Genomic DNA, 21,715 nt, shown 5'->3' with positions numbered 1-21,715 from the left:
ATGGGGTCGCGTCAAGACGAGGACACTTTGAGCCGACACATCTCGACCCTGAATCTGCATCTGGAACCCGCCGACAACCAGCGTCTCGCCAGTCTGTGCGGCCCGTTCGATGACAACATCAAACAGCTGGAGCGCCGCCTCGGCGTCGAGATCAGCTACCGCGACAACCACTTCCAGCTGCTGGGTAAACAGGCCCAGGTGGACGCGGCCGCCGTCATCATCAAGCACCTCTATGTGGAAACCCAGCCGCTCAAGGGCGGCAAGGTGACCGACATCACCCCCGACATGGTCCATCTGGCCATTCAGGAGTCGCGGGTGCTGGAGCAGGATGACGAGCCGGCGCCGAGCATCCCCTACGGCAAGGAGGTGACGGTCAAGACCAAACGTGGCCTCATCAAGCCGCGCAGCCCCAATCAGGCCCAGTACATCGCCAATATCGTGCGCCACGACATCTGCTTCGGCATAGGCCCTGCAGGAACAGGCAAGACCTATCTGGCGGTGGCGGCGGCGGTGGATGCGCTGGAGCGCCAGGAGATCCGCCGCATCCTGCTGACCCGGCCGGCGGTGGAAGCGGGCGAGAAGCTCGGCTTCCTGCCCGGTGATCTCTCCCAGAAGGTGGACCCCTATCTGCGCCCGCTCTACGACGCCCTGTTCGAGATGCTGGGCTTTGAGCGGGTGGAGAAGCTGATGGAGCGCAACATCATCGAGGTGGCGCCGCTCGCCTACATGCGTGGCCGTACTCTCAATGACGCCTTCATCATCCTGGACGAAGCCCAGAACACCACCACCGAGCAGATGAAGATGTTCCTGACCCGCATCGGCTTCAACTCCAAGGCGGTGGTGACCGGTGACATCACCCAGATAGACTTGCCCCGCAACCAGAAATCGGGCCTGCGCCACGCGCTGGAAGTGCTGCAGAATGTCGACGGCCTGTCATTCAACTTCTTCCAGTCCGCCGACGTGGTGCGCCACCCTGTGGTGGCCCGCATCGTGCAGGCCTACGAGGCGTTCGATGCCAAACAGGCGGCTGACAAAGTCGCCACCCACACCAGTAAAGAGAGTGCCCAATGAGCGTGACCCTGGATCTGCAACTAGCCAGTGCCAACAGCGACGGCCTGCCGAGCGAGGCCCAGCTGCAGGGCTGGCTCGACGGCACCATTCTCGGCTTCCAGCAGGAGGCCGAAGTGACGGTGCGCATCGTCGACGAGGCGGAGAGCAACGAGCTCAACCTCACCTATCGCGGCAAGGACAAGCCCACCAACGTGCTCTCCTTCCCGTTCGAGGCACCGCCCGGTCTGGAGCTGCCGCTGCTGGGCGATCTGGTGATCTGCCGCCAGGTGGTGGAGCACGAAGCCATCGAGCAGGGCAAGCCGCTGATGGCCCACTGGGCCCATATGGTTGTGCACGGCAGTCTCCATCTGCTAGGTTATGACCATATCGAGGATGACGAGGCCGAAGAGATGGAAGCGCTCGAGCGCGACATCATGCAGGAGCTCGGTTTCGCCGATCCTTATCTGAACGACGAAGAGTAAAGAACTGGAGGGTCATCGTCTTGAAACAGCCGATGCCCATCCTCATATAGCCACAACGATTTCAAGTGTGTTCATACGAGTAACCAAGAGAGAAAATGACCGACGATCACCCTAGTACCGGCTCGCCGAAGAAAACCTGGCTCGACAAACTCAGCCAACTCTTCCAGGGCGAGCCAAAAGACCGCAACGATTTGGTGGAAGTGATAGCCGACGCCGAAGAGCGCGATCTCATCGATCAGGACACCAAGGACATGATCGAGGGGGTGCTCGAAATTGCCGAGCTGCGCGTGCGCGACATCATGATCCCCCGCTCCCAGATGGTGACCATCGAGAAATCCCAGCCGGTGGACGAGATCCTGCCGGTGATCATCGAGTCGGGCCACTCCCGCTTCCCGGTGATCAACGAGGACAAGGATCACGTGGAGGGTATCTTGCTCGCCAAGGATCTGCTGCCGTTCGGGTTCGGCGGCCACCATGCCAGCGAACCGCTGCAACTGGAGAATATCCTGCGCCCCACGGTGATCGTGCCCGAGAGCAAGCGGGTCGACCGGCTGCTCAAGGAGTTTCGCGAAGAGCGCTACCACATGGCCATCGTGGTGGACGAGTTCGGCGGCGTCTCCGGTCTGGTGACCATCGAGGACATCCTTGAGCTCATCGTCGGCGAGATCGACGACGAATTCGACGACATCGAAGACGAGCCGGACGAGATCCGCCGCATCAGCAAACGGGTCTTCTCGGTGAGCGCCCTCACCGAGATCGAGGATTTCAACGACTTCTTCGGCACCCAGTTCAGCGATGAAGAGGTGGATACCGTCGGCGGTCTGGTGATGCACGCCTTCAGCCACCTGCCCAAGAAGGGCGAGGAGATCGAGCTGGACGGCTACCTGTTCAAGGTGATGCATGCCGACAAGCGTCGTCTGCAGCAGCTGCAGGTGAAGATCCCCGACAACCATGTCGCGGCCCAGTCCGAGGCCCAATAAGCCCTGGTTCGAGTCAACAGCGCCCCGCCCATCGGGGCGCTGTTCGTTTGAACGCCCCCCCCCCTGTTTCCCACCGGCTACCGGGCCCGTAATCACCCTTTTATCCCCTCGCTTCGGGCCATCGGCCGGGAGGCTCGCCGTTGACCGCCTTTACGGGTTAAGATACCGGCCATTCAACCCATAGCAGTCCAATCCGAGCCTCATCGCCCGTGAAATTACAGCCCGCAAAATCGAAACTTCTGACCAGCCTGTTTGCCATGGCCTCTGGCGCCATCGCCGTGCTGGCCTTCTCCCCCTTCAACTACTGGCCGCTGGTGATCCCGTCCCTGCTCGGCCTCTACGCCCTGCTGGACAAGGCCACCCCCAAGCAGGCGGCCTGGCGCGGCTTTGGCTACGCCATGGGGCTGTTTTTGCCGGGGCTGTGGTGGATCCACGTCAGCATGACCATGTTCGGCGGCATCGCCCTGCCGGTCGCCTTCGTGCTGCTGGCCGGGCTGTCGGCCTATCTGGCGCTCTATCCGACCCTGGCCTGCTGGCTGTTTGCCCGTTTCTTCCGCGAACGTCACTGGAGCCGCTGGCTGCTCGCCTTCCCGGCGCTCTGGCTGATGGCCGACTGGCTGCGCGGCTGGGTGATGACCGGCTTCCCCTGGCTCTGGTTTGGCTACAGCCAGATCGACGGGCCGCTCAAGGGCTTTGCCCCCATCCTCGGCGTACAGGGCATCACCCTCGCGCTGTTGCTGACCGCCTCCGCCCTCTGGCTGCTCTGGCAGAGCCGCAAGCCGGCCTGGCTGCTGGTGCCGGTGGCTCTGGTGGGCGCCGCCCAGGGGCTGATGCAGCTCAACTGGGTGACCCGCGGTGAACCGGTCAAGGTGGCGCTGGTGCAGGGCAATATCGAGCAGTCCCTCAAGTGGGATCCGGAGGCCCTGGTGCCGACGGTGCGCAAGTATCAGGATCTCAGCCGCGAGAACCAGGATGCCGACATCATCGTCTGGCCGGAATCCGCCATCCCGGCCATCGAGAAGGAGATGGGCAACTACCTGGAGAGCCTGGACAAGGCGATGAAGGTGAACGATACCGGCCTGCTGGCGGGGATCATCCATTACGATCTCGAGCAGCAGCGCTTCTTCAATACCGTGCTCGGCATGGGGGTGCAGGATGCGGAGGGCAAGGAGTCCTACTACTACCAGCACAAGAACCGCTACTACAAATATCACCTGCTGCCCATCGGCGAGTTCGTGCCGTTTGAAGATCTGCTGCGCCCCATCGCTCCCTTCTTCAACCTGCCCATGTCCTCCTTCAGCCGTGGGGACGAGGTACAGCCGAACCTGATCGCCAAGGGGCTCAAGTTTGCCGCCGCCATCTGCTACGAGATCATCTTCCCGGACGAGGTGCGCCGCAACGTACAGCCGGACACCGACTTCCTGCTGACCGTCTCCAACGACGCCTGGTTCGGCACCAGCATCGGCCCCTGGCAGCACATGGAGATCGCCCGCATGCGCGCCCTCGAACTGGCCCGCCCGCTGCTGCGCGACACCAACACCGGCATCACCATCGTCACCGATATCGACGGCAGCATCATCGCCCAGATCCCGCAGTTCGAGGCTGGCGTGCTGCGCACCGAGGTGCGTCCCGCCCACGGCGTGACTCCCTATCTGCGCTTTGGCAGCTGGCCCATGTACGGTCTGGCCGCCGCCCTGCTGGCACTGGCCCTGTGGCTGCGTCCCCGCGCCCACCCCTGGGCGCGCAAGGGCTGACCCAGTCGTACAACCCGATAAATGAGAGAGGCGCCCTTGGGCGCCTCTCTTCTGTTCAGTCTGATACCCGCTCAGAACCTGTCCAGGCTCTGCAACGAGAGGTCGTCAGCAAGGTAAAGAGCAGCGCAGGAACCGGAGCGTATAGATATACGTGAGAACTCTCGGTTACAAACAAGCGAGCAGTACATGAGCCTTGATCACGGCCTCGCAGTAAGAGTGTGGACAGGTTCTCAGGGCGAGAGCGGCTCACGGTGATACTCATCGGCCCCGCACTCGGGGCAGGTGCCAAGCTGTTCCGGGTGCAGCACGGTATGGCGCCACTCGCAGTGATCGCACACCAATACCCCGAGCCCCACCCAGTCGCCGGCGCGGTAGACCCCCTTGTGCTCCAGCTCGTCCGCCAGCTCCTGCCACTCCACCTGGGTGCGGTCGGTCACGTCCGCCAGCCAGGACCAGGCGGTGTCTTTGAGCGCCAGCATGAAGGCGGACTCCTCCACCTGCTCATCCTTGCGCCCCTCGTCATAGTTGCCCAGATCCCGCTTCACATACTCGGCGATCAGCGCCAGCTCGTCCTGGGTCAGATCCCCGGCCGCCTCCAGATAGGCCTGTACCTTGGCGATCATCCGGTTGAGGCGCTCCCCCTGGAACTGTTCTGTCTCTTGCCACTGCTTCTGCAGTTCGGCAATGAAGGCTTCGTACCCTTTTTGACGTTTGTCCATGGCCGTTACTCCTCTACTGAACCCTGATCGAGCCCGGCTTAAGGCCCGAGGGACGCTGGCGGTTGTTGCCGCCGCAGGATATGGGTATTCTATTGCGATTTCCCAGCTGATTTATCTATCCATTTCACAGATCCGGATGTCACCAATGCAAGAGCAATACGTTCCCCAATCCATAGAACCAGCAGTGCAAAAGCACTGGGATGCCAAGAAAACCTTCAAGGCGGTGGAGAAAGTAGACAAGGAAAAGTTCTACTGCCTCTCCATGTTCCCCTATCCGTCTGGTCGTCTACACATGGGGCACGTTCGCAACTACACCATAGGTGATGTGATCTCCCGTTATCAACGCCTCAATGGCAAGAACGTGCTGCAACCCATCGGTTGGGACGCCTTCGGCCTGCCGGCAGAAAATGCCGCCATCAAGAACAACACGGCGCCGGCGCCCTGGACCTACGAAAACATCGAATACATGAAGAACCAGCTGAAGATGCTGGGTCTGGGTTATGACTGGGATCGCGAGCTGGCCACCTGCAAGCCGGACTACTACCGCTGGGAGCAGTGGTTCTTCACCAAGCTCTACGAGAAGGGTCTGGTCTACAAGAAGACCTCCTCCGTCAACTGGTGCCCGAACGACATGACGGTGCTGGCCAACGAGCAAGTTGTCGACAACTGCTGCTGGCGCTGTGACACCCCGGTGGAGCAGAAAGAGATCCCCCAGTGGTTCATCAAGATCACCGACTACGCCGAAGAGCTGCTGAACGACATCGACAACCTGGAAGGTTGGCCTGAGATGGTCAAGACCATGCAGCGCAACTGGATTGGCCGCTCCGAAGGGGTCAACATCAGCTTCGCCATCGACGGTCAAACTGAGCATCTCGAGGTCTACACCACCCGTCCGGACACCTTCATGGGCGTGACCTATGTGGGCATCGCCGCCGGTCACCCGCTGGCGCTGCAGGCTGCCGAAAGCAATCCGGAGCTGGCCGCCTTTATCGAAGAGTGCAAGAACACCAAGGTGGCCGAAGCCGAGCTCGCCACCATGGAGAAGAAGGGCATGGCCACCGGCCTCTACGCCATTCACCCACTGGATGGCCGCAAGGTGCCGATCTGGGTCGCCAACTTCGTGCTGATGAACTACGGCACCGGCGCCGTGATGGCAGTACCGGGTCACGACCTGCGTGACCACGAATTCGCCACCAAGTACGGCCTCGAGATCAAGCCGGTCATCAAGCAGGCCGACGGTGAAGCGCCGAACGTGATCGAAGCCGCCTACGCCGAGAAGGGCGTGCTGTTCAACTCTGGCGAGTTCGACGGCCTCGACTTCCAGGGTGCTTTCGATGCCATCGCCAACAAGCTGGAAGCCCTGGGCCACGGCAAGCGCACCGTCAACTACCGTCTGCGCGACTGGGGTGTCTCCCGTCAGCGCTACTGGGGCGCCCCCATCCCCATGCTGACCCTGGCTGACGGCACAGTGGTGCCGACTCCGGAAGATCAGCTGCCGGTACTGCTGCCGGAAGACGTGGTGATGGATGGCATCCAGAGCCCGATCAAGGCCGACGCCGAGTGGGCCAAGACCACCTACAACGGCCAGGAAGCGTTCCGCGAGACCGATACCTTCGACACCTTTATGGAGTCCTCCTGGTACTACGCCCGCTACTGCTCCCCGGACTACGACAAGGGCATGCTGGATCCGGCTGCTGCCAACCACTGGCTGCCGGTGGATCAGTACATCGGCGGCATCGAACACGCCTGTATGCACCTGCTCTACGCCCGCTTCTTCCACAAGCTGCTGCGTGACGCTGGCCTCGTGAACAGCGACGAGCCGTTCAAGCGCCTGCTCTGCCAGGGCATGGTGCTGGCTGACGCCTTCTACTACAAGGACGAGAAGGGCGGCAACGTCTGGGTCAGCCCGCTCGACGTCAAGGTTGAGCGCGACGACAAGGGCCGCATCACCAAGGCGGTCGACCTCGAAGGCCGTGAAGTGATGCACTCCGGCATGACCAAGATGTCCAAGTCCAAGAACAACGGCATCGACCCGCAGCTGATGGTGGAGCGTTACGGCGCCGATACCGTCCGTCTGTTCATGATGTTCGCCTCCCCAGCCGAGATGACCCTGGAGTGGTCCGACTCCGGCGTAGAGGGTGCCCAGCGCTTCCTGCGCCGCCTGTGGCGCATCACCTTCGAGCACGTCTCCGGTGGCGCCGTTGCCGCACTGGATCTGGCCGCCCTCACCAGCGACCAGAAAGCCGTGCGCCGCGAGCTGCACAAGACCATCGCCAAGGTGAGCGACGACGTGGGTCGCCGTCAGACCTTCAACACCGCCATCGCCGCCATCATGGAGCTGATGAACAACCTGGCCAAGCTGGGCAGCGATGCTCAGGATCGCGCCCTGATGCAGGAAGCGCTGGAAGCTGTGGTGGTCATGCTCTACCCCATCACCCCGCACATCGGCTTCGAGCTGTGGAAGATGCTGGGCAAGGGCGACGACATCGATCACGCGGCATGGCCGGTGGCCGACGAGGCCGCCATGGTCGAGACCGAGAAGCTGGTAGTGGTGCAGATCAACGGCAAGATGCGCGGCAAGTTGACCGTGCCGGCCGAGATAAGCCAGGCCGACGTCGAGAAGCTGGCCATGGCCGATGCCTCCGTGCAGAAGTTCACCGACGGTCTGACCGTGCGCAAGGTGATCTACGTGCCGGGCAAGCTGCTCAACATCGTAGCCAACTGATGCCATATCGCTTACTGGCAACCGGGTACCGGTTCGGGTCGACGCAACTGCGTCGCCAACGGAGCGGTTGCCAAGCGGTCACAGCAAACGGATGATAACGGCGGGCCCTGCGCCCGCCGCTCTTCACTTCATGCAAAGAGGATTTTCTATGGGCACCACCCTCACCCGCTGGATGGCCATCCTGCTGACCGGTCTGCTGCTGCAGGCTTGCGGCTTCCAGATGCGCGGCACCGCCATCCCGCCCGAGTTGATGACCATGAAGGTGGTCGGTGACAACAAGAGCGACTTCTACCGGCTGGTCACCACCCGCCTCAAGGCCGCTGGCGTCGAACTCGCCGACAAGGAGGGCATTCCGGTGCTGACCCTGTCCGGCGTCGGCAGCACCAGTCAGGTCGCCTCCGTCGACTCCATCGGCCAGGCCCGTGAGTACGTGCTGGGCTACAACACCCAGTTCACCGTCTCCATGCCGGGCAAACCGACCCAGGTCTTCCCCATCGCCTTCAACCGCAGCTTCCTGAACAAGCCGGACGCGGCGCTCGCCTCCTCCCGCGAGCAGGAGCAGCTCGGCAAGGAGATGCAGGAGCAGGCCGCCAACCTGGTGATCCGCCAGCTCAGTCAGGTCAAATTCTGATGCGCCCATCCTGACGAGAGTGTGTTGATGAGAGTCTATCCCGAGCAGTTTGCGGATCATCTCAAGGCAGGGCTCAAGCCCTGCTATCTCATTTTTGGGGACGAGCCCTTGCTCAAGCTGGAAGCGATCGATGCCGTGCGCCAGGTGGCGCGCAAACAGGGCTTCGATGAGCGTCACAGCTTCGTGGTGGAACAGGGGCTGGACTGGAATCAGGTATACGATGCCTGCCAGGCCATGAGCCTGTTCTCGGCCCGCCAGATCATCGAGCTGGAGCTGCCGGCCAAGGTCGACAAGGAGTTGGCCGCTCGTATCAGCGAGATCGGTAAACAGCTGCACCCCGACCTGCTGCTGGTCCTGAGCGGCAATCGCCTCAACCAGACCCAGATGAAGGCAGCCTGGTTCGACAAGCTGAGCCAGAGCGGCACCTATGTGCCGGTCAACCACCCCGAGCCCCGCTTCTTCCCGCGCTGGATGAGCGCCCGCTTCCAGCGCTTCGGCCTCAAGGCGCTGCCGGATGCGGTCAACTTCATGTGCCACTCCTACGAGGGCAACCTGCTGGCCGCCAGCCAGGAGATAGAGAAGCTGACCCTGCTCTCGCCGCCCCAGCCCATCAGCGTCGCCTATCTGCAGGAGACCATTATCCGCCACGCCCACTTCACCCCGTTCCAGCTCATCGACACCCTGCTGGAAGGGAAGGTGAACCGGGCCCAGCGCATCCTGCTGGCCCTGCGCGCCGAAGGCACCGAGCCCGGCATGCTGGCCTGGTCTCTTTGTCGCGAGCTGGAGCAGCTGACCGAACTGGCGCTGGCGGCCCGCGCCGGTCAGCCCCTGGTGGAGCATTTCAGCCGCCTGCGCATCTGGCAGAGCCGCCAGCAGCTTATTCAGCAGGCGCTGACCCGGCTGCCCTTCGCCAAGCTGCAGCAGTTGTGGCAGCTGATGGCCCGCCTCGACGACGCCCAGCGTCGCTTTGATACCGAGCAGGCCTGGCTGATGCTGCAGACCATCGCCCTCGGTTTTCGCGATGGCACCCCCTTGCCGCTGGCGGGATCTGACGCATGAGCCAGCCCGTCGACATCCCGGCCATCACCGGAGGGGAGCCCATGCTGCAGCCGCCCATCGGCATCCTGGGGGGGACCTTCGATCCCATCCACATCGGCCATCTGCGCCCGGCCATCGAGGCCCGCGACGCCATTGGTCTGGCCGAAGTACGCCTGTTGCCGAACCATATCCCGCCCCACCGCGCCAATCCCTTCTGCTCGAGCGAGCAGCGTCTGGCCATGGTTGCGCTGGCAGCGGCGGAAAACCCGGGCTTCGTGGTGGATGAGCGGGAACTCAAGCGCGATACCCCCTCCTGGACCATCCACACGCTGATCGAGCTGAGGGGCGAGCTGCCGGACACCCCGCTCTGCTTTCTGATGGGGATGGACTCCCTGCTGAGCCTGCCAAGCTGGCATCGCTGGCAGGAGCTGCTCGACTACGCCCACCTGGTGGTGAGCACCCGTCCCGGCTGGCAGCCGGATTACCCGGCCGAAGTGGCCGCGCTGCTGACCCGCCACCAGGCCCGCGAAGTGGCGGAGCTGCACCGGCTGCGCCACGGCCGCATCTGGCTGGCGGACAACCTGCCCATCGAGCTGTCGGCCACCCGGCTCAGAGAGTGCTTGGCGGCGGGGGCGGATCCCCGCTATCTGTTGCCGCCATCGGTGGCGGAGTACATCCGCCAGCAGGGGCTCTATCGACCAGTCTGAACCCGGTTTGCCGGGGTGGTTGTCCGGCGCGGATCGCGCACTATAGTGATCAACAGGGGGCCGTTTTCCGAGCGGGCACGGCCCCTGTTCCACTCCCCTTCACCGGACTGGGAAACGGGAGTGACCATGATATAATCCGCCGCCCTCACGCCGTGAAAGCGCGCCGGAATACAGGAGAGACTCATTGCAAGGCCAAGAACTGCATGCCTTTATCGTCGACAAGATCGATGACATGAAAGGCCGCGACATCATCACCCTCGATGTGCGCGGCAAATCCAGCATCACCGACACCATGATCATCTGCTCCGGCAACTCCAGCCGCCACGTCAGCGCCATCGCCCACCATCTGGCCAGCGAAGCTCGCCATGCCGGGCTCGATCTGCTGAGCATGGAAGGCCAGCTCACCGGCGAGTGGGTGCTGGTGGATCTGGGCTCCGTCATCGTGCACGTGATGCAGGATGAGCATCGCGATTTCTATCAGCTGGAAAAACTCTGGAGCAACACCGCTCAGGTGAATGCGCAATAAACGAGCACAAGTGTAACGACCGATGAAAATCCAGTTGATTGCGGTGGGCACCAAGATGCCCGCCTGGGTAGAGCATGGCTTCGAAGAGTATCGCCGCCGTTTCCCCAAAGACATGCCATTCGAACTTGTCGAGATCGGCGCCGGAAAACGTGGTAAAAATGCCGACATTCCCCGCATTCTGCAAAAAGAGGGGGAAGCCATGCTGGCTGCCGCCGGCCGCTCGCGCATCGTGACCCTGGACATCCCCGGCAAACCCTGGACTACCGAGCAGCTGGCCGTGCAACTGGAAGCCTGGAAGCTCGATGGCCGCGACGTGGCCCTGCTGGTGGGTGGCCCGGAAGGGCTCTCCCCCGAGTGCAAGGCTGCCGCCGAGCAGAGCTGGTCGCTGTCGCCGCTGACCCTGCCCCATCCGCTGGTGCGGGTGCTGGTGGCCGAGAGCCTCTATCGCGCCTGGAGCATCACAACCAATCATCCGTATCACAGAGAGTGAACCATGCGCTATTCCAGCATCACCCTCATATACCCGTATCACAGAGAGTGAGCCATGCACTTTCCAAGCATTCCCCTCTCAAACCCGAATCACAGAGCGTGAGCATGCACATCTGCCCCCCGTTTCTCACCTGCTCGACAGTCATAAGGTAGCGGCATGCTGAAGACTCGCATCGAAATGCGCGACCACAGCGCCGAGGGTCGCCTCTTCTTCCGACGAACCCTGGTCGCCTACGTTGGCATGATAGTGCTGATGCTGGTGCTGCTGGGCAATCTCTACTACCTGCAAGTAGAGTCTTACGACACCTACCAGACCCGTTCCAACGACAACCGCATCCGGGTGGTGCCGGTGGCGCCGCCGCGCGGCCTCATCTATGACACCAACGGCGTGCTGCTGGCGGAAAACCGCCCGGTCTACAGCCTCGAGATCGTGCCGGAAGAGACCAAGGATCTGGAGAAGACAGCCGACGAGCTGATCGCCCTGCTGAAGCTGCCGGAGGGGACCAAGGAGAAGTTCCTGGCCGAGGTGAAGCGCCAGCGCCGCTTCAAGCCGGTCGCCCTGTACGAGAAGCTGACCGAGTATCAGGTTGCTCTCTTCTCGGTCAACCAGCACAACTACCCGGGTGCCAGCATCGAGGCCTACCTCAAGCGCTACTACCCGTTTGGCGACACCCTGACCCATGCGCTGGGTTACGTGGCCAAGATCAACACCCGCGACGTGGAGCGCCTCGACAAGGAGGACAAGCTCGCCAACTATGCCGCCACCAAGGACATCGGCAAGCAGGGGGTGGAGAAGTACTACGAGGATCAACTGCACGGCGTGGCGGGCTACCAGGAGGTCGAGGTGAACAACCGCGGCCGGGTGGTGCGCACCCTCAAGTTCCAGCCGCCCGAGCCCGGCAAGGACATCTACCTCAACATCGACATCCGCCTGCAGCTCAAGGCCCAGCAACTGCTGGCCGGCCGCCGCGGCGCCATCGTGATGATGGATCCCAATACCGGTGCCCTCCTGGCCATGGAGTCGAGCCCGAGCTATGACCCCAACCTGTTCGTGACCGGCATCTCCAGCGCCAACTACTCGGCGCTGCTCAACGATCCGGCCCGGCCGCTGGTGAACCGCACCACCCAGGGCATCTATGCCCCCGCCTCCACCGTCAAGCCCATGATGGCGGTGATGGGGCTCAACGAGGGTGCCATCACCCCCAACTACCGCTACTTCGGCGGCCCCAGCTTCTCCATCCCGGGCACCACCAAGAAGTTTCGCGACTGGCGCCGCTGGGGCCACGGCTGGCTCGACGTCTATCGCGCCATCGAGGTGTCGGCGGATACCTACTTCTACGATCTCGCCTACCGGGTCGGCATCGACAAGATCAACAGCTACATGACCAGGTTCGGCTTCGGTCAGTACAGCGGTGTCGACATCTACGAAGAGACCAAGGGGGTCATGCCGTCCCGCGACTGGAAGATGGCCCGCTGGCGCCAGCCCTGGTATCAGGGTGACACCATCTCCATCGGCATCGGCCAGGGCTACTGGAGCGCCACCCCGATCCAGCTGGCCAAGGCCATCAGCATCCTGACTCAGAACGGCCACGACGTGACGCCGCACCTGCTCAAGAGCACCGCCTCCATCGATGGCGTGGTCAACGCCCCCATCAACCCGAACATGGCCATCCAAACCAAGAGCGACAGCTACTGGCAGGTGGCCAAGGACGGCATGTGGCGGGTCATCAACGGCCACGAGGGGACCGGTCGGCGCGCCTTTGCCAACACCCCCTACAAGGCGGCGGGCAAGTCCGGTACCGCCCAGGTGGTAGGCCTCAAGGAGAACCAGGTCTACAACGCGGCCACCACCAAGGTGGAGCATCGCGACAACGCCCTGTTCGTCTCGTTTGCCCCGTTCGAAGCACCCAAGGCGGTGGTCGCCCTGGTGCTGGAGAACGCAGGGGGCGGCAGCGCCATGGCGGCGCCCGTCGCCCGCAACATGCTGGATGCCTATCTGCTGCCGCCGGAGCCCCAGCTGCCGCCGGCACCGGTCAAGAAGCCCCAATCCGAAGAGGTTGCCTCTCATGAGTAACTCCGCTCGCCAGCAGAGCATCTGGTACAAGCTGCACATCGACTTGCCGCTGCTGCTCGGCCTGCTGACCCTGATGTCCCTCTCCATGGTGGTGCTCTACTCCGCCTCCGGTCAGGATGTCGACTCCATCGTGCGCCAGCTGGTGCGCGGCGGACTGGCGTTCGCCCTGATGATCGGCATGGCCCAGCTGCCGCCCTCCCTCTATGCCCGCTGGTCGGTGCCCCTGTTCGCAGTGGTGGTGCTGCTGCTCATCGCGGTGGACGTGTTCGGCCACATCGGCAAGGGGGCCCAGCGCTGGCTGGACCTCGGCTTCATGAAGTTCCAGCCCTCCGAGGTGATGAAGCTCTCCATGCCCATCATGGTGGCCGCCTGGCTCAGCCGCCATTCGCTGCCGCCCAAGTTCAGCCACCTGGTGCTGAGCCTCATCATGGTGCTGCTGCCCACTCTGCTGATCGCGGCCCAACCCGACCTTGGCACCTCCATCCTGGTAGCCGCCTCCGGCTTCTTCGTGATCTTTCTGGCGGGGATCAGCTGGTGGCTCATCGGCCTCGCGGTGCTGCTCATCTGCGCCTTCATGCCGGTGCTCTGGTTCTTCCTGATGCACGACTACCAGCGCCAGCGGGTGCTGATGCTGCTGGACCCTGAGAAGGATCCGCTCGGCCGTGGCTACCACATCATCCAGTCCAAGATCGCCATCGGCTCCGGCGGCGTGTTCGGCAAGGGCTGGCTGCAGGGGACCCAGTCCCAGCTGGAGTTTTTACCCGAGCGCCACACCGACTTTATCTTCGCGGTGTTCAGCGAGGAGTTTGGCCTGGTGGGGGTCGCCCTCCTGCTGGTGATCTACCTCTACATCATCAGCCGCTGCCTGTTTATCTCCATGCAGGCCCAGAACAGCTTCGAACGCCTGCTGGGCGGAGCTCTGACGCTGACCTTCTTCGTCTACGTGTTCGTCAACATGGGGATGGTGAGCGGCATTCTGCCGGTGGTGGGGGTCCCCCTGCCGCTGGTGAGCTACGGCGGCACCTCCATGGTGACCCTGATGGCCGGCTTCGGCATCCTGATGTCCATTCAGACCCACAGAAGGCTGCTGGCCTGATGCGACTGGCCGGTGTGCTGCTCTCGCTCGTTGCCCAGGCCGCAGCGGCGGCCGTCGAGCCCCCCGGGCTCGCCCGGCTCGCCGAGCAGCAACAGGTGCCGCTGGCCGAGTTGCAGGCCGCCACCGCCCAGGCCAGCCTGCGCCAGGAGGTGCTCGACACCATCAGCCGCCCCTGGGAGGCCAAACCCTGGCATCGCTACCGGCCGCTGTTCATCACCCCGGAGCGGATCCGGGACGGGGTCGGCTTCTGGCAACGCCACGCCGCCACCCTGGCGCGGGCCGAGCAGACCTATCAGGTGCCGGCCTCCCTCATCGTCGCCATCATCGGCATCGAGACCTTCTACGGCCGCCAGATGGGCCGTCATCCGGTGCTCGACAGCCTCTACACCCTGGGCTTCCACTACCCCGAGCGGGCCGACTTCTTCGCCAAGGAGTTTGCCCAGCTGGTGCTGCTTGCCCGGGAAGAGAAGTGGCCGCTCACCCTTCTCAAGGGCTCCTATGCCGGCGCCATGGGGATGGGTCAGTTCATGCCCTCCAGCTATCGCCACTACACGGTCGACTTCGACGGCGACGGCAAGCGCGATCTGTTCGCCAATCCGGTGGATGCCATCGGCAGCGTCGCCAACTATTTTGCCAAGCATCAGTGGCGCTGGGGGGAGTCGGCAGTCGAACCCGCCTTGATCGGACTGGCGCCAGTGGGTACCCTGCTGGGGCCTGCCCCCGAGCTGACCCAGACCTGGGCCGAGCTGGCCGCCGCGGGCATTGAACTCGCCACCCCGCTGGCACCCGACACGCCGGTGAAACTGCTGGCATTGGAACAGGCCGATGGACCGGAATACTGGGTCGCGCGCCACAATTTTTACGTGATCACCCGCTATAACCGCAGCCCGCTCTATGCGATGGCGGTGCATCAACTCAGTCAAGCAATCCAGGACGCGTATGCATTACAGCCACAAACTTCTCCCGCTCAGCCTGACCTTGTTGCTGGCCGCCTGTAGCAGCCAGCCGGAACAGCTTCCCCCGCCTCCCGAACCGGTCCAGCCGGAAAAAACCCAGGTCATCGAGATCCCGCAGGCCACCGGCGCCATCCCGCGTCCCGAGCCCCTGAGCGCTAGCGGCAACCGTGACTACTGGATAGGCAAGCAGAAGAACGAGGTATGGCGCGACATCAAGCACTACAGCGAAGAGGGGACAGCCAGCTGGCTCTCCCAGGATCTGGACGGCCAGAAGACCGCCAACGGCGACGTGCAGGACAGCAAGCTGTTCAGCGCCGCCCACCGCAACCTGCCGCTGCCAAGCTATGTGCGGGTCACCAACCTGGACAACGGGCAGGAGACCATAGTGCGGGTCAACGATCGCGGCCCCTTCGGCAGCGATCGGCTGATCGACCTCTCCCATGCCGCCGCCAAGCAGCTGGGGATGGTGGAAGGGGGCGAGGCGCGGGTACGGCTCGAGCTCATCAACGACACCCCGGATCAGATGGTGCTCATGGCCCCCATGAAGCCCATCGAGATGACGCCGACCACCCCGGCCGCCACGGCCCCCGTCGCTCAGGACGGCTTCGTCGGCCAACCCACCGAGCTGGCCATGGCCACGCCGGCGGCAGAAGAGCCGGCCTCCGTCAAGGCGCCGGTCACCAAACCTGCCAAACCGGCAGCGGCCAAGACGGCGGCGCCCGCCAGCAGCGGCGAGGGCAAGATGATCCAGGTGCTGGCCAGCGGCTCGCAGGCACGGGCGGAGGCGATGGGCAAGGTGATGACCCAGCGTCACGGCCTGCCCTATCGGGTGGACGCCCATGGTGCCATCTTCCGGGTGCTGATCGGCCCCGTGCCTGCCGACCAGCAGGCCGCCACCCTGGAGAAAGTGCGCCAGGGGGGGCTGGAGCAAGCCTTCATCGTCCCCTGAGCGTCTCAGGCTCAAGCTGACCGAACCGCCCTCTGTGGCCCGCCATCACGTCGTTTCCCGGCGTGATGGCGGCAACGGAGGGAGAAAAAACCAGACCAGATGGCACGTCGGGCTTTGACCGACGGTCGCTTCTGGTATAGTGAAGCCCGCATTTTTAACTTGGGTTACCCCAACCAGGCACCAGGAATTTCAAGATGTCCAAATTTGCCCGTTCAGTTATTCTGGCCTCCCTGATAAGCGCCACCGCCCAGGCCAACACGCCTGTACCGACCCCGACGCCGAACGCCAACCCCGTGGTGGTTCCCGCCGCGCCGGAGATCTCCGCCAAGGCCCACATCCTGATCGACTACTACTCCGGTCAGGTACTGGCCGAGCAGAACGCCGAAGAGCGTCTGCCGCCCGCCAGTCTGACCAAGATGATGACCTCCTACATCATCGGCCAGGAGCTGCTGAAGGGGAACATCAAGCGCACCGACATGGTGACCATCAGCCAGAACGCCTGGTCCAAGAACTACTCCGACTCCTCCAAGATGTTCATCGAGGTGGGCAAGCAGGTCTCCGTTGATGACCTCAACAAGGGCATCATCATCCAGTCCGGCAACGACGCCTGCGTCGCCATGGCCGAATTCCTGGCGGGCAGCACCGACTCCTTCGCCAGCCTGATGAACAGCTGGGCCGCCAAGCTCGGCATGAACGACAGCCACTTCATGAACCCGCACGGTCTGGATGCGGAAGGTCACTACAGTACCGCTCACGACATGGCGCGCCTGGGCCAGGCCCTGATCCGCGACCTGCCGGAGGAGTACAAGATCTACGCCCAGAAATCCTTCGTGTTCAACGGCATCACCCAGCACAACCGCAATCGCCTGCTGTGGGATCAATCTCTGCAGGTTGACGGCATCAAGACCGGCCACGTCAGCCAGGTCGGCTACAACCTGGTCTCCTCCGCCACCAACAACGAAGGCATGCGCCTGATCGCCGTGGTGCTGGGCGCCAGCAGCGAAGCCTCCCGCGCCGCCGAGAGCAAGAAGTTGCTCACCTACGGTTTCCGCTTCTTCCAGAGCCTGACCCCCTACAAGGCCGGCACCGAGCTGGTGACCCAGAAGATCTGGATGGGCGACAAGCCGGAAGTGAAACTGGGCGTCGACAAGGACGTCTCCGTGCTGGTCACCCGTGGCCAGGGCAACAACCTCAAGGCGGACTTCCAGCTCGAAAGCGAACTGAAGGCACCGCTGGCCAAGGGTCAGCGCGTCGGCACCGTGTTCCTCAAGCAAGGGGACAAGGAGATCAAGCAGGTACCGCTGGTCGCCCTGGAAGAGGTGCAAGAGGGTGGCCTGATGAGCCGTCTGTGGGACTACCTGGTGATGCTGGTTTCCAGCTGGTTCAAGTAATCCGCACGCAGGATCCCGACCAAACAGCGGCGCCAACAGGCGCCGCTGCTGTCTTTTTGGGGTCGGGCCAGTCAATAACCCTGTAAACTGCAGGTTCCGCCGACTGACGATTTGTGGTAAAAAGCAGCACCTCCATCCCTTGTCTGCCGGTCCGGCCTTGATCCCGGCCCGGGCAATGCCCATATACACTGAGCAGTGCCCCGCACAGACGGGGGCATGGCGGCCCCGAGGGGCCAACGGCCATTAGCCACAAGCAAGAAAGTCGTCTCGCGACGACCGCAAAAGGTGAGTAAATGAATACCAAGTTTGATGAACTGCTGGAGTTCCCCTGCAAGTTCCCGTTCAAGGTGCTCGGCGTTGCCGACCCGGCCCTGCCGGACATGGTGGTGGAAGTGCTGCAGCAGCACGCCCCCGGCACCTACAGCCCGACCGTCCAGCCCAGCTCCAAGGGCAACTACCACTCGGTCCGGGTCACTGTGACTGCCCAGAGCAAGGAACATATCGAAGCCATGTATACCGCCCTCGGCAACATAGAACTGGTTCGCTACGTCCTGTAAGTCGCCTCTTTCGCCCCGCCACCGGGGCGACTGATTATTTGCCGCCGGCGACCAGCGCCGTGCCGGCCGACCCAAGCGCCTGTCAGTGAGGAAAGATGTCACCCCAAACTCCCGCCGAGTCATCACAGTCCACCAGCCAGCTGCTGGTGAGACAGCTGGGCCGTCGTCCCTACCAGCCGGTATGGGATGCCATGAAGGCCTTCACCGACAGCCGCACCCCCGACACCCCGGACGAGTTCTGGGTGGTGGAGCATGACCCCGTCTACACCCAGGGGCAGGCCGGCAAGGCCGAACATCTGCTCGCCCCCGGCGACATCCCGGTGGTGCAGAGCGATCGCGGCGGTCAGGTGACCTATCACGGCCCGGGCCAGCTGGTGCTCTACGTGCTGGTGGACGTGCGCCGCAGCAAGCTGACGGTACGCGAGCTGGTGACCTGCCTGGAGACCGCCATCATCAATACCCTGGCCAACAGCGACATCAGCGCCTATGCCAAGGCCGATGCCCCCGGGGTCTACGTGAAGAACGAGCTCGGCATGGAGGCCAAACTGGCCTCCCTTGGCCTGCGCATTCGCAAGGGGTGCTCGTTCCACGGGCTGGCCCTCAACATTAACATGGACATGACCCCCTTCCTGCGCATCAACCCGTGCGGCTATGCGGGCATGGCCATGACCCAGACCAGCGCCCTGGGCGGCCCGCAGAGCGTGGCCGAGGCGCAATCCATCCTGGTGGCCGAACTGGCCCGCCTGATTGGTTATCAAACAATAACAAACACCGAGAGTGAATCATGAGCAAACCCGTTCGTATGGAGCCGGGCGTCAAGCTGCGCGATGGCGACAAGATGGCCCTGATCCCGGTGAAATTCATGCCGGATCCCAACGAGGAAGTGCTGCGCAAGCCTGACTGGATGCGGATCAAGCTGCCACCGTCGAGCCAGAAGATCGAGCACATCAAGAGCACCCTGCGCAAGAACAAGCTGCACTCGGTGTGTGAAGAGGCCTCCTGCCCCAACCTGGCGGAGTGCTTCAACCACGGCACCGCCACCTTCATGATCATGGGCGCCATCTGTACCCGTCGCTGCCCCTTCTGCGACGTGGCCCACGGCCGCCCGCTGGCACTCGACCCGGAAGAGCCGAAGAAGCTGGCACTGACCATCAAGGAGATGGGGCTGAAATACGTGGTGATCACCTCGGTGGACCGCGACGATCTGCGCGACGGCGGTGCCCAGCACTTCGCCGACTGCATCAAGCAGATCCGCGAGCACAGCCCGCAGACCCGCATCGAGATCCTGACCCCGGACTTCCGCGGCCGGATGGAGCAGGCCCTCGAGGTGTTCCGCGAGACCCCGCCTGACGTCTTCAACCACAACCTGGAAACCGCCCCGCGCATGTACCGGGTCGCCCGCCCGGGTGCCGACTACAAGTGGTCGCTGGAGCTGCTGCGCCGCATCAAGGAGATGCACCCCCATGTGCCGACCAAATCCGGCGTCATGATGGGTCTGGGCGAAACCAATGAAGAGATAGTCCAGGTGCTCAAGGACCTGCGCGAGCACGGCGTCAACATGCTGACCCTGGGTCAGTACCTGCAGCCGAGCCGCCACCACCTGCCGGTGAAGCGCTACGTGCCGCCCGCAGAGTTCGACGAGCTCAAGGACGTGGCCATGGAGCTCGGCTTCAGCCACGCCGCCTGCGGTCCCTTCGTGCGATCCTCCTACCACGCGGATCTGCAGGCCAAGGGGGAAGAGGTCAAATAAGCCTCTGCCCGCCGACAGCAAAAGAGCGCCTTATGGCGCTCTTTTTTATGCAAGTCGCAAAGCACATCCTGCTGGTTGGCGCCCCCGAAACGGGCATGTCGAGGGGCCTTGGTCGCTGTTATGATGTGGCGCCGTTATCGTCAACCGCCAGGATATGCCATGTCTCAAACCCGCCTCTTCATCGTGCACGGTTATACCGCCTCCCCCGACTCTCACTGGTTTCCCTGGCTCAAGGCCGAACTCGAGGCCCGGGATGTCCGGGTCGAGGTGCTGGCCATGCCTGACCCCCACCACCCAAAGCCCGCCACCTGGGATGCGGCCATGGACAGCCTGGTGCGGGATCACGACGAGCGCACCTTTCTGCTCGGCCACAGCCTCGGCTGCATCACCATACTGCGCCAGCTCGACCGGCTGCCCGCCGGCAGCCAGGTGGGGGGGATCCTGCTGGTCTCGGGTTTCGATCAGCCGCTGCACACCCTGCCGGAGCTGGATCCCTTCATGACCCCGGACTATGACCCGGCCCGCATCATGGCGCTGGCCCCCCGCCGGGTGGTGGTCGCCTCCCGGGATGATGCCATCGTGCCCTATCCCTACAGCCAGCACCTGAGCGAGCGGCTGGCTGCGCCGCTCTACAGCCTGGAGCATGGCGGCCACTTCCTCGACCGGGACGGCTTTCTGACCCTGCCGCTGGTGCGCGACCGGCTACTCGCCATGCTGGCGGAGGGCTGAGGCAGACAACAACGGCCACCAGGGTGGCCGTTGTTGTTTTCGACCCGGCTAGAACGACATGCCGGAGAAGGACATGAAGCCGAGCGACATCAGCCCGGCCACGATGAAGGTGATGCCAATCCCCCTCAACCCCTCTGGCACATCCGCATACTTCATCTTCTGGCGCAGGCCGGCGATGGCGACGATGGCCAGCAGCCAGCCCAGGCCTGAGCCCGCCCCGTAAACCACAGACTCCAGAAAGTCGTAATCCCGCTGCGCCATGAACATCACCCCGCCGAAAATGGCGCAGTGCACCGTCAGCAGCGGCAGATAGATGCCGAGCGCGTGATGAAGCGCCGGAAAGTGCTTGTCCAGCACCATCTCCATCACCTGCACCAGCGCTGCCAGCACCCCGATGTAGACGATGAAATCGAGAAAGCTCAGATCAAACTCGCCGAGAAAGGTGCTCTCCGGGCGCAGGATATGGCGGTAGATCAGGTTGTTGAGGGGGATGGCGATCACCATGACCACCAGCACCGTCAGGCCAAGGCCGAAGGCGGTGTTGATGTTCTTGGAAACGGCCAGGAAGGTGCACATGCCAAGGAAGAAGGCCAGCGCCAGGTTTTCCACAAAGATCGATTGAATGAAGAGGTTTACGTAATAGTCCATCGGGTCGGCTCACAACGTGTACGAACGGGAGCGCCTCCCTGCGCGCAAACGGGCACGAAGGCGGGGCAAGAGGCGCCGGATCGGAGCCTGGCCCACAGGCAGCACTCTGTGACTGGGATCAGGATCGGATCGAACGGGCGCGTGGCGTGCAGCCGGCCTCTAGTCGCTGTGGCAGAACCGAAATTGCAGATGGTGGCAGCATCGCAGCCGCCGATGCAGATAGCCGAAGTGGTCGGCCAGCTGCCTGAGGTAGATGAGGGGCAGGAAGAACAGCAGGCCGCAGAGCAGGCCGAGGATCTCGTGCTGGAACCAGGCCAGCAGCATCTGGTAGAGCTCGGCATGAGCGGCCCCTTCCAGTCGCCGCCCCTGCTCGAAGCCGAGGCGCCACTGGGAGGTTGGCGGCAGGCTGGCGCTGTCGAGCAGCCCCCGCTGGGCCGGCTCGTGCAGCTGCATCGAGCCCTCCT

At 63.3% G+C, this 21,715-nt stretch carries 22 protein-coding genes; 19 read left to right on the top strand and 3 right to left on the bottom strand.

The features are described from left to right. Window positions 1-27 precede the first annotated feature (27 nt). From ACB033_RS01175 to lnt, 4 genes are all read left to right on the top strand, one after another. Window positions 28-1,071 carry a PhoH family protein gene (locus ACB033_RS01175; protein WP_139725028.1) on the top strand — a complete coding sequence of 348 codons (1,044 nt, stop codon included), beginning with the start codon at window positions 28-30 and terminating at the stop codon, window positions 1,069-1,071. After that, a complete protein-coding gene (gene ybeY / locus ACB033_RS01170; protein ID WP_017781573.1) occupies window positions 1,068-1,532 on the top strand; it encodes an rRNA maturation RNase YbeY in 465 nt (154 codons plus the stop codon). The genes ACB033_RS01175 and ybeY overlap by 4 nt, the downstream gene beginning before the upstream one ends. 95 nt (window positions 1,533-1,627) lie before the next feature. Next, entirely contained in the window at window positions 1,628-2,512 is an 885-nt protein-coding gene (gene corC, locus ACB033_RS01165; RefSeq protein WP_005298259.1) for a CNNM family magnesium/cobalt transport protein CorC, read from the top strand. 257 nt (window positions 2,513-2,769) lie between these two features. After that, the gene (lnt, locus tag ACB033_RS01160) at window positions 2,770-4,266 is read left to right on the top strand and encodes an apolipoprotein N-acyltransferase (RefSeq protein ID WP_371140350.1); all 1,497 of its coding nucleotides are present in this window, start codon (window positions 2,770-2,772) and stop codon (window positions 4,264-4,266) included. 230 nt (window positions 4,267-4,496) lie between these two features. Here lnt and ACB033_RS01155 read toward each other — a convergent pair whose 3' ends face one another. Next, window positions 4,497-4,985 (bottom strand): zinc ribbon-containing protein, encoded by a 489-nt coding sequence (locus ACB033_RS01155; RefSeq protein WP_005298255.1) that lies wholly within the window; start codon window positions 4,983-4,985, stop codon window positions 4,497-4,499. 145 nt (window positions 4,986-5,130) lie between these two features. Here ACB033_RS01155 and leuS point away from each other — a divergent pair, with 145 nt between their 5' ends. The 15 genes from leuS to ACB033_RS01080 all read left to right on the top strand — a co-directional run bounded on the left by leuS (window position 5,131) and on the right by ACB033_RS01080 (window position 20,603). After that, entirely contained in the window at window positions 5,131-7,710 is a 2,580-nt protein-coding gene (leuS, locus tag ACB033_RS01150; RefSeq protein WP_139725026.1) for a leucine--tRNA ligase, read from the top strand. A 148-nt stretch (window positions 7,711-7,858) separates the two neighbouring features. Beyond that, complete coding sequence (gene lptE, locus ACB033_RS01145; protein ID WP_005298250.1) at window positions 7,859-8,341, top strand: LPS assembly lipoprotein LptE; 483 nt, start codon at window positions 7,859-7,861, stop codon at window positions 8,339-8,341. A gap of 27 nt (window positions 8,342-8,368) precedes the next feature. Then, window positions 8,369-9,400, top strand: coding sequence for a DNA polymerase III subunit delta (gene holA, locus ACB033_RS01140; protein WP_010633151.1), 1,032 nt, complete (start codon window positions 8,369-8,371; stop codon window positions 9,398-9,400). A 41-nt stretch (window positions 9,401-9,441) separates the two neighbouring features. Further along, window positions 9,442-10,086 carry a nicotinate-nucleotide adenylyltransferase gene (gene nadD, locus ACB033_RS01135; protein ID WP_139725081.1) on the top strand — a complete coding sequence of 215 codons (645 nt, stop codon included), beginning with the start codon at window positions 9,442-9,444 and terminating at the stop codon, window positions 10,084-10,086. Window positions 10,087-10,270: 184 nt separating this feature from the next. Further along, window positions 10,271-10,612 carry a ribosome silencing factor gene (rsfS, locus tag ACB033_RS01130; RefSeq protein WP_139725025.1) on the top strand — a complete coding sequence of 114 codons (342 nt, stop codon included), beginning with the start codon at window positions 10,271-10,273 and terminating at the stop codon, window positions 10,610-10,612. A 22-nt stretch (window positions 10,613-10,634) separates the two neighbouring features. Then, a complete protein-coding gene (rlmH, locus tag ACB033_RS01125) occupies window positions 10,635-11,102 on the top strand; it encodes a 23S rRNA (pseudouridine(1915)-N(3))-methyltransferase RlmH (protein WP_005298242.1) in 468 nt (155 codons plus the stop codon). Window positions 11,103-11,258: 156 nt separating this feature from the next. Then, window positions 11,259-13,175 carry a penicillin-binding protein 2 gene (mrdA, locus tag ACB033_RS01120; RefSeq protein ID WP_017783697.1) on the top strand — a complete coding sequence of 639 codons (1,917 nt, stop codon included), beginning with the start codon at window positions 11,259-11,261 and terminating at the stop codon, window positions 13,173-13,175. After that, window positions 13,168-14,271: a rod shape-determining protein RodA gene (gene rodA, locus ACB033_RS01115; protein ID WP_005298235.1), complete on the top strand. Its 1,104-nt coding sequence runs from the start codon at window positions 13,168-13,170 to the stop codon at window positions 14,269-14,271. The genes mrdA and rodA overlap by 8 nt, the downstream gene beginning before the upstream one ends. Continuing rightward, window positions 14,271-15,269, top strand: coding sequence for a lytic murein transglycosylase B (mltB, locus tag ACB033_RS01110; RefSeq protein ID WP_371140286.1), 999 nt, complete (start codon window positions 14,271-14,273; stop codon window positions 15,267-15,269). The genes rodA and mltB overlap by 1 nt, the downstream gene beginning before the upstream one ends. After that, window positions 15,211-16,176 carry a septal ring lytic transglycosylase RlpA family protein gene (locus ACB033_RS01105; RefSeq protein ID WP_139725023.1) on the top strand — a complete coding sequence of 322 codons (966 nt, stop codon included), beginning with the start codon at window positions 15,211-15,213 and terminating at the stop codon, window positions 16,174-16,176. Before mltB ends, ACB033_RS01105 begins: the two co-directional genes overlap by 59 nt. 194 nt (window positions 16,177-16,370) lie before the next feature. Beyond that, a complete protein-coding gene (locus tag ACB033_RS01100; protein WP_005298230.1) occupies window positions 16,371-17,567 on the top strand; it encodes a D-alanyl-D-alanine carboxypeptidase family protein in 1,197 nt (398 codons plus the stop codon). Between the two features lie 293 nt (window positions 17,568-17,860). Continuing rightward, window positions 17,861-18,124, top strand: coding sequence for a DUF493 family protein YbeD (ybeD, locus tag ACB033_RS01095; RefSeq protein ID WP_005298227.1), 264 nt, complete (start codon window positions 17,861-17,863; stop codon window positions 18,122-18,124). Between the two features lie 95 nt (window positions 18,125-18,219). Further along, the gene (gene lipB / locus ACB033_RS01090; RefSeq protein ID WP_010633147.1) at window positions 18,220-18,912 is read left to right on the top strand and encodes a lipoyl(octanoyl) transferase LipB; all 693 of its coding nucleotides are present in this window, start codon (window positions 18,220-18,222) and stop codon (window positions 18,910-18,912) included. Continuing rightward, a complete protein-coding gene (gene lipA, locus ACB033_RS01085) occupies window positions 18,909-19,874 on the top strand; it encodes a lipoyl synthase (RefSeq protein WP_005298218.1) in 966 nt (321 codons plus the stop codon). The genes lipB and lipA overlap by 4 nt, the downstream gene beginning before the upstream one ends. 159 nt (window positions 19,875-20,033) lie before the next feature. Continuing rightward, window positions 20,034-20,603 (top strand): alpha/beta hydrolase, encoded by a 570-nt coding sequence (locus tag ACB033_RS01080; protein WP_065016800.1) that lies wholly within the window; start codon window positions 20,034-20,036, stop codon window positions 20,601-20,603. Between the two features lie 48 nt (window positions 20,604-20,651). Here the strand turns inward: ACB033_RS01080 and nqrE are convergent, their stop codons facing one another. Together nqrE and ACB033_RS01070 are read right to left on the bottom strand one after the other, a co-directional pair. After that, window positions 20,652-21,251 carry an NADH:ubiquinone reductase (Na(+)-transporting) subunit E gene (gene nqrE / locus ACB033_RS01075; protein ID WP_139725022.1) on the bottom strand — a complete coding sequence of 200 codons (600 nt, stop codon included), beginning with the start codon at window positions 21,249-21,251 and terminating at the stop codon, window positions 20,652-20,654. Window positions 21,252-21,410: 159 nt separating this feature from the next. Continuing rightward, window positions 21,411-21,704 carry a hypothetical protein gene (locus tag ACB033_RS01070; RefSeq protein WP_026141461.1) on the bottom strand — a complete coding sequence of 98 codons (294 nt, stop codon included), beginning with the start codon at window positions 21,702-21,704 and terminating at the stop codon, window positions 21,411-21,413. Window positions 21,705-21,715: the final 11 nt, after the last annotated feature.

The sequence above is a fragment of the Aeromonas sp. S15(2024) genome (genome assembly GCF_041402265.1).
GTDB classification, from domain to species: domain Bacteria; phylum Pseudomonadota; class Gammaproteobacteria; order Enterobacterales; family Aeromonadaceae; genus Aeromonas; species Aeromonas dhakensis.
This window is presented reverse-complemented; position numbering and strand designations above follow the sequence as displayed.

Bases quoted from the DNA above. Each gene is read 5' to 3' on its own strand.
- ybeY (WP_017781573.1), top strand. From the start codon at position 1,068: ATGAGCGTGACCCTGGATCTGCAACTAGCCAGTGCCAACAGCGACGGC.
- ACB033_RS01080 (WP_065016800.1), top strand. From the start codon at position 20,034: ATGTCTCAAACCCGCCTCTTCATCGTGCACGGTTATACCGCCTCCCCC.
- ybeD (WP_005298227.1), top strand. From the start codon at position 17,861: ATGAATACCAAGTTTGATGAACTGCTGGAGTTCCCCTGCAAGTTCCCG.
- lipA (WP_005298218.1), top strand. From the start codon at position 18,909: ATGAGCAAACCCGTTCGTATGGAGCCGGGCGTCAAGCTGCGCGATGGC.
- corC (WP_005298259.1), top strand. From the start codon at position 1,628: ATGACCGACGATCACCCTAGTACCGGCTCGCCGAAGAAAACCTGGCTC.
- lnt (WP_371140350.1), top strand. From the start codon at position 2,770: ATGGCCTCTGGCGCCATCGCCGTGCTGGCCTTCTCCCCCTTCAACTAC.
- mrdA (WP_017783697.1), top strand. From the start codon at position 11,259: ATGCTGAAGACTCGCATCGAAATGCGCGACCACAGCGCCGAGGGTCGC.
- rodA (WP_005298235.1), top strand. From the start codon at position 13,168: ATGAGTAACTCCGCTCGCCAGCAGAGCATCTGGTACAAGCTGCACATC.
- ACB033_RS01105 (WP_139725023.1), top strand. From the start codon at position 15,211: ATGCATTACAGCCACAAACTTCTCCCGCTCAGCCTGACCTTGTTGCTG.
- ACB033_RS01100 (WP_005298230.1), top strand. From the start codon at position 16,371: ATGTCCAAATTTGCCCGTTCAGTTATTCTGGCCTCCCTGATAAGCGCC.
- ACB033_RS01155 (WP_005298255.1), bottom strand. From the start codon at position 4,985: ATGGACAAACGTCAAAAAGGGTACGAAGCCTTCATTGCCGAACTGCAG.
- nqrE (WP_139725022.1), bottom strand. From the start codon at position 21,251: ATGGACTATTACGTAAACCTCTTCATTCAATCGATCTTTGTGGAAAAC.
- lipB (WP_010633147.1), top strand. From the start codon at position 18,220: ATGTCACCCCAAACTCCCGCCGAGTCATCACAGTCCACCAGCCAGCTG.
- nadD (WP_139725081.1), top strand. From the start codon at position 9,442: ATGCTGCAGCCGCCCATCGGCATCCTGGGGGGGACCTTCGATCCCATC.
- lptE (WP_005298250.1), top strand. From the start codon at position 7,859: ATGGGCACCACCCTCACCCGCTGGATGGCCATCCTGCTGACCGGTCTG.
- mltB (WP_371140286.1), top strand. From the start codon at position 14,271: ATGCGACTGGCCGGTGTGCTGCTCTCGCTCGTTGCCCAGGCCGCAGCG.
- leuS (WP_139725026.1), top strand. From the start codon at position 5,131: ATGCAAGAGCAATACGTTCCCCAATCCATAGAACCAGCAGTGCAAAAG.
- rlmH (WP_005298242.1), top strand. From the start codon at position 10,635: ATGAAAATCCAGTTGATTGCGGTGGGCACCAAGATGCCCGCCTGGGTA.
- holA (WP_010633151.1), top strand. From the start codon at position 8,369: ATGAGAGTCTATCCCGAGCAGTTTGCGGATCATCTCAAGGCAGGGCTC.
- ACB033_RS01070 (WP_026141461.1), bottom strand. From the start codon at position 21,704: ATGCAGCTGCACGAGCCGGCCCAGCGGGGGCTGCTCGACAGCGCCAGC.